A 6,909-nucleotide genomic window follows, 5' to 3' on the forward strand; every position below is an offset into this window, starting at 1 on the left:
ATCGACGCGGCGTCGATGGTCTCGTGAAGCCGCTGCCGAAATGCCATCGACGGTTCGCGGCTTGGCGCCTGGCGGCCACGACGATTTCATGCTGGGGCTGTCCTGAGGCGAAGCGGGTGTCATCCGCATTTCGCCACTGAATCTTTCCGCTGCGTACGATCTGATCCACCGCCGCCAGGGATTGGGCTGCGGCTGACATCGGGGCGGCGGCTTCGCACCTGCGACCGTTGGCTGCCGCACGGCATCCACGTTCTACTCGACGGGAGGCGCCGGCGTCACGGCGTTTCCGTCTGCCATTAGCCCGCATCCGATGAGCGCGCACGCGTTGTGCGGCATGGGACAGGTAGTCCGCAGGAGTGAACGCATGCCAGTTTCCGAATTGCTGCCCGCCGGTCTTGCCCGGCGCCGACTCTGCGCGAGCTTTTTGCTGCTGCCCCTGGCTGCCGCGACCCGGCACGTGTTCGCTGCCGCGGAAAACCTTGCGGTCGGTGGCTGGGGCATCGACCTGGCCAATCTCAGTGCAACAGTCAGGCCCGGCGACGATTTCTTCGCCTACGTCAACGAAGGCTGGTTGCGCGATACCGTGCGGCCTACTGGCTATGCGCAGTACGGTGAAATGAATGCGATGTTCCTGCGTACTGAAAATCGCATACGGGATATTGTCCACAATGATCTAATGCAGGCGCCCGGCAGCGGCAAGCTGGCCGATCTGTATCGCAGCTATGTCGACGTGGCCGCCATCGACAAGGCCGGCCTGGCGCCGGTGCGCGGCGACCTGGATGCGATCCTCGCCATCGCCAGCCACGCGCAGGTGGCGCAGCGCATGGCGCATCCGCTGTCGCACACCATTGTGGCCTGCTACGTATTCCTCGACGCGGGCGATACGCGCCGCAGCCGTCTGCATCTCGACCAGCAGGCCGCCAGCGGCCGTATCGTCGGCTTGCCGCACAAGCGCTACTACGACACAGCCGGCGAGCCGTATGCGAGCCAGCGCGCCGCTTATGCCGGTTACATCGCACAAACCCTGGCGCGCGCCGGTATCGCCGACGGTGCCGCTCACGCTGCGACGATCGTTGCGCTGGAGACGAAACTGGCCGGCGCCCAGTGGAATGCGCAGCAGCTGCGCGACCGCCAACTGAACTATCGCCCGATGTCATTCGGCGAATTGCTGAAATACGCCCCTGGCTTTCCGTGGAAGGTGTTCATCGAGGCCAGCGGCTATCCCGCCGTCGATGCGCTGGTGCTGAATACCGATACGGCGATCCGCGACTGTGCTGCCATTTTCGCCGCCACGCCCGTAGCCACCTGGCGTTCCTACCTGGCCTTCCATTGGCTGCACAACCATGCGCATCTGCTGCCGACGGTCTTCCAGGATGCGAGCTTCGGTTTCTACGGCACCACGCTGAACGGCCAGAAATCCCGCCGCTCGCGCGAGGATCGCGGCATACAGTTCGTCAGCCAGAACCTGCCGGAGCTGGTCGGCGCGCGCTACGTCGCGCAGTTCTTCTCCCCGGCGGATCGCGCCGCCGTCGATGCGATGGCGCCGTTCCTGAAGCAGGCCTTGCGCAATCGCATCGCCGGCGCGGACTGGCTCGACGCGGCAACGCGTACGACGGCGCTGGCCAAGATCGACGCGATGCGCCTGCGCCTGGGTTATCCGGACGATCTGCGCGACTATGCCGAGGTCGAGATCCGGCCTGCCGATCCGATCGGCAACCTGCATCGCCTGAAGGCCGCGCAGATCAAACAGGACGCACAGTACCTGGCCCATCCCGGACGGCCGTATCGCTGGCACCTGCCGCCACAGTCGGTCGACGGCAGCTTCAGTCCGCAGCTCAACGCAGTGACGTTTCCCGCCGGCCTGCTGCAGGCACCGGCCTTCAGCGCGAGCGCCGACAGCGCGGTGAATTTCGGTGCGATCGGCTCGGTGCTGGGCCACGAGATGGCACACGCTTTCGACGACCAGGGCTCGCGCTTCGACGACAAGGGCAACCTGCGCGACTGGTGGTCGCCGGCCGCCCGCGCTGCATTCGATGCAAGGGCTGATGTGCTGGCCACGCAGTATTCGGCATTCGCGCCGCTGCCCGGCGCACACCTCGATGGCCGCCGCAGCCTGGGCGAGAACCTGTCCGACCTCGTCGGCGTCAGCGTCGCGCTGGACGCGTATCGCCTGTATGCGGCGGCCAAGGGCGTGGATACCAAGGCCGGGCGCGACGGCTTCAGCGGCGAGCAGCGCTTCTTCCTGGGCTGGGCGCAGCTGTGGCGTACGCAGGCGACGGAAAGCGCGCTGCGCGGCGAGATTGACACGGCATATCACTCGCCGGCGAAGTATCGCGTCAACGGCGTGGTGCGCAATCTGCAGGCCTGGTACGACGCGTTCGGCGTTGATTCCCAGGCAACGCTTTTTCTCGACGCCAGCAAGCGCGCATCGGTCTGGTGATTGGCGACAGGCAGCGTAGGTTGGAGTTCGCCTGACGGCTTACCCCAACCTACGTGGTTGCCTGAATTACGTGCCGCCCAGGCTATTCGAATCCATCCTCGAAAAGTGTATCGCTGAATACATCGCCGACCGTCAGTCCGGCGCTGGCGGTGGTGCCCGCACCGATGGGGCCGAAATCGCTCAGCACGCCGGTGTCGAGCTGCAGCCGGTACAGGCGCGTAGCGCCGGCGATGGTCAGCGCGACATAGGCATGGCCGCTGACGGGCAGGTTGTTGGCAGCGGCGGCCGGGCCGGGCGGTATGTCGAAGCCGGTGGCGGCGCTGAAATCGACGGCGCTGCCGTTGAGGGTGATGCTCATGGGCAAGGTCTGCGTGCCGCTGTTGGGCGGGTTCTGGATCAGCAGGCGGTCACCGCTGGCTTCAATAGTATACAAAGTTGTAATTGTGGTGCCGGCGAAATTGTTGGTATAGGCCGCGCCGTCGAGGCCGGCGGGCATGGCGGCGATGGTTACCGGGCCGTCGGGATTGGTGCCGGCTACGCTGCCGCTCGGGCCGCCGAGATCGCCGTCTACCGGGCCGCCGGTGAGCGGGTTGGCGCGGAAGTTAAGGCCACTGGAACTCACCACGCGAACGCGGTCGACAGAGGGGTTGAACGAGACGCCGTAGCTGCCGTCGGCCAGGTCTATCGGCAGGCCGAGGGCGTCGACGAAGGCAATCGTGCCGGCCGTGGCGCCGAGCTGCGTCGCGGCGCCGGTTTGCGGATCGAGCCGGTATAGCGTGGCCGTATTGGCGGCTGCATTGACGCCCAGCGCGATCCATTGCCCAGTGGCCGGACGCGTGTCGAAACCGACCAGGCGTTCGCCGGCAGCGACGCCGGTAATCGTCACGCTGACGCTGCTGGCGGGCGACTGCAGCAGGAAACGCTGCAGGCTGCTGCCGCTGACATTGAGCGACTGCGCAGAACTGGGCAGGCCGGCGACGGCGATATCGCGCACGCTCAGGCCGCCGAGCGTGCCGACCAGGCTTGTCACGCCGCTGGACAGTTCCAGCTGATAGAGACCGGAAACACCGGCTACGGTAAACGCCGCATAGGCAAGGCCGCTTGCGGCCGCATTGCCGGCGGCGACGTTGATGCCCGATGGAATATCGAAGCCGCTCTCGCTGGAAATATCCAGCGTGCTGCCGCCCAGGGTCAGCGGCAAGGGCGTGGTCAATGTGCCCGCATTGGGCGGATTGACGATGAACAGGCGGTCGCTGGCCGAATCAATCGTATACAAGGTTGTCGTTGTGACATTGGCCTGATTATTGGTATAGGCCGCAGCATCGAAGGCCGTGCCGGCACCGTTGGCCGAGCCGTCGGGATTGAGTCCGGCTACCGAACCCACTGCGCCGCCCAGGTCGCCGTCGACCAGCGCGCCATTGTTCGGGTTCATGCGGAAGGACTGGCCGGTGCTGGTGATCACGCGCAGGCGGTCGACGGTGGGATTGAAGTCGATGTCGAAGGCGGGGCCGTTGATCAGCAGGGGCGAACCCGCCGCATCGACGAAGCTGCCGGCCGGGCCTACCGCCGTGGCGACGGCGCTGCCGGCGCGGTACTCGATGGCGTAGAGCTGCACGTTGGAGGTGAAGTTGTTGTAGCCCAGGCCATACAGGCGGTTGTTCTGCGGGCGCACATCGATGGCGACCAGGTTGTCGCTGACGGTCAGGCCGCTGACGGGAAGCACGGCGCCGGGCGAGCCGGGGGTCTGGTCATCGACTATGGCGATGCCATTGCCTGTGGTCAGCACGACGACAGGGCGCGCCAGTGCGGCGGGAGCGAGCAGCATAAGACTGAGTGCGGTTGCGGCGAGCGCCGCGCAACGCGGCGCAGAGAAAACGACGGGCCTGCTCATGACGAGATTCCTTGGCTGGAAGACGGATAGCCGTGGGTCTCCTCTCTCATGACACCACGGTCTGGCGCAGTACGTGGCTGGGGCGCCAGACGGATGCAGCGAAATGATCGCGGAGTTGTGAATCTCGCGTGATGCAATGCATGCCGGCGCCTGAGGGAAATTCCGTTTTCCCAGCGCATTTTTCGCGAATTTCACGTCACTCCAGGCTAACGGCGCCGTGTCAGTCGCAGGAAACTAAAGAGATAGTTCTCGATTTATACATCGGCCTGCATCCGTCGCCGGGTCGCGTGCGTACTGCTGGCACTGCCAGGAGACGACGCATGAAAATCGACGCGAAAGGACGGCTGGCCTGGGTTGCGGCTGTGGTCATTCTGGCCTGGCTAGGCCAGGGGCCGGTGTTCGCCAGCGGATTCCCGGCCACGCAACTGCCACCTAACCATGTCTACGGCATGATCGGTCCCGATCAACTGGCCCAGGCCGATGCGGCCTCGGCCGGTGTGGTGACGCAGGAGCAGATCGAGAACCGGCCGATCTCGCGCCCGGCCGAAGTGCTGGAAGTGGTGCCCGGCCTGATCGCCACGCAGCACAGCGGCGACGGCAAGGCGAACCAGTATTTTCTGCGCGGCTTCAATCTCGACCACGGCACCGACCTGGCCGCGTTCGTCGACGGCGTACCGAACAATTTGCGCACGCATGCCCACGGCCAGGGCTATAACGATCTGAACGGACTGATTCCCGAGCTGATCGACACCATCGAATATCGCAAGGGGCCGTACTACGCCGAGGACGGCGATTTCGCCTCGGCCGGCTCGGTGCGTATTCGCTATGCCGACCGGTTGCCGCAGCCTGTCTACCAGCTTGGCGTGGGCAGCGATGGTTATGTGCGCGCGCTGCTGGCCGGTTCGCACGAACTGTCGGCCGGCCGCGGCGTGATGTTCGGCCTGGACGCGGGTAAGTATGACGGCGCCTGGGAAAAGCCCGAGGACACGCGGCGCATTTCGATGATCGGCAAATGGCGCGGTGGCGACGAGGCGCAGGGCTATCACGCGGAGTTTTCGGCGTATCGCAACCGCTGGCAATCCAGCGACCAGATACCGCTGCGCGCGGTCGCGTCCGCTGCTGTCGGGCGTTATGGCCAGATCGATCCTGATCTCGGCGGCGATACTTCGCGCTATACGCTGGCCGGCGAATACCATGGTGCACTCGGCAGCGGCCAGTTGTTGGTCAATGCGTACTACACACGCTATTCGCTGGATCTGTTTTCCAATTTCACCTATTTTCTTGACGATCCCGTCGCCGGCGACCAGTTCGAGCAGGCCGACGAACGCGACTACTACGGCGCCACGGCGAAATACGTGCAGGCCTGGACGAGCGGAGCGATCACGCAGGCGCTTGCCGTCGGCCTGGATGCGCGCATCGACGATATCGGTACGGTAGGGCTGTTTCATACCCGGGCGCGGCAACGCCTGGGCACGACGCGGCTGGATCGCGTGAACGAGCAGTCGCTGGGCCTATTCGCCAGCTACGAAACGCAGTGGACGCCCTGGCTGCGCAGCGTCGCCGGGCTACGCTGGGATGCGTATCGCACCGACGTCAATAGCAATATTGTGGAAAATTCAGGATCGGCCTCGGATCGCCGCGCCAGCCCGAAGCTGAGTCTGATCCTGGGCCCCTGGGCCGGCACGCAGGTGTTCCTCAATGCCGGCCGCGGCTTTCACAGCAACGATGCACGCGGCGCCACGCTGCGCGTCGACCCCACCGGCACCGGCGAAGCCGCATTCGCGCAGAACCTGCTGGTGCCGAGCACCGGCACGGAAATCGGCCTGCGCACGACGCCGACGCCGAACCTCACGCTCAGCGCGGCGCTATGGCAATTGAAGATCGGCTCAGAGCTGGTGTTCTCCGGCGACGGCGGCACGACCGAGCCGAGTTTTCCGTCGCAACGCCATGGCCTGGAATTGTCGATGTACTGGCAGGCGCGGCCCTGGCTAGCCATCGATGCGGACTACGCGCGTTCGATGGCGCGCTTCGACGGCAATCCAGCGGGCTCGCGCATTGCCAATGCGATCGAACGTGTCGCTTCGGTCGGTGTGCAGGCAAAAGGCAATGGCCGCTGGTCCGGCAGTTTGCGCTATCGCTATCTCGGCCCGGCACCGCTGATCGAGGACGGCAGCGTGCGTTCGCACTCGACTACCCTGCTCAACGGCGAAATCGGCTACGCGCTGACGCCGGCCTTCCGGCTGAGCGCGGAAGTGCTGAATCTGCTGGACAGCAAGAGCAACGACATCAGCTATTTCTACGCATCGCGCCTGCGCGGCGAAAGCGAGGCGGTTGCAGATATCCACTTCCATCCGGTAGAACCGCGCCAGCTGCGGTTTACTTTGCGCGGTACGTTCTGACTGCTGTACCAGCGTAGTTGGCGATTGATGCGAGATGGATGCAGCGCGCCCAGGAATGGCGTTCCCACGCTGGGTTCAGCCTATTAGCAGGCTGTTGAGAATCACCTCTTTCTCTCAGCCCCGATTGAGCCGATCAATCGCACCGCTGCTTGTGTTCTCGTCGCTGTAGCGGCTTGCTA

At 64.9% G+C, this 6,909-nt stretch carries 3 protein-coding genes; 2 read left to right on the top strand and 1 reads right to left on the bottom strand.

Annotated elements, in window-relative coordinates; genetic code table 11:
* Positions 1 to 364: 364 nt before the first annotated feature.
* Positions 365 to 2,440, top strand: a complete 2,076-nt coding sequence (locus DFR29_RS13985) for a M13 family metallopeptidase (protein WP_166654082.1) — start codon at positions 365 to 367, stop codon at positions 2,438 to 2,440.
* An 82-nt stretch (positions 2,441 to 2,522) separates the two neighbouring features.
* Here the strand turns inward: DFR29_RS13985 and DFR29_RS13990 are convergent, their stop codons facing one another.
* The gene (locus DFR29_RS13990) at positions 2,523 to 4,331 is read right to left on the bottom strand and encodes a DUF4394 domain-containing protein (RefSeq protein ID WP_133819218.1); all 1,809 of its coding nucleotides are present in this window, start codon (positions 4,329 to 4,331) and stop codon (positions 2,523 to 2,525) included.
* Between the two features lie 320 nt (positions 4,332 to 4,651).
* On the opposite strand from DFR29_RS13990, the gene DFR29_RS13995 reads away from it, so the two are divergent.
* Complete coding sequence (locus DFR29_RS13995) at positions 4,652 to 6,730, top strand: TonB-dependent receptor (protein WP_208113594.1); 2,079 nt, start codon at positions 4,652 to 4,654, stop codon at positions 6,728 to 6,730.
* The last annotated feature ends 179 nt before the right edge of the window (positions 6,731 to 6,909 follow it).

The organism is Tahibacter aquaticus (genome assembly GCF_004363655.1).
Lineage (GTDB): Bacteria > Pseudomonadota > Gammaproteobacteria > Xanthomonadales > Rhodanobacteraceae > Tahibacter > Tahibacter aquaticus.

What these genes read in the sequence shown, in the direction of transcription:
- DFR29_RS13985 (WP_166654082.1), top strand. Translation starts at nt 365, where the DNA reads ATGCCAGTTTCCGAATTGCTGCCCGCCGGTCTTGCCCGGCGCCGACTC.
- DFR29_RS13995 (WP_208113594.1), top strand. Translation starts at nt 4,652, where the DNA reads ATGAAAATCGACGCGAAAGGACGGCTGGCCTGGGTTGCGGCTGTGGTC.
- DFR29_RS13990 (WP_133819218.1), bottom strand. Translation starts at nt 4,331, where the DNA reads ATGAGCAGGCCCGTCGTTTTCTCTGCGCCGCGTTGCGCGGCGCTCGCC.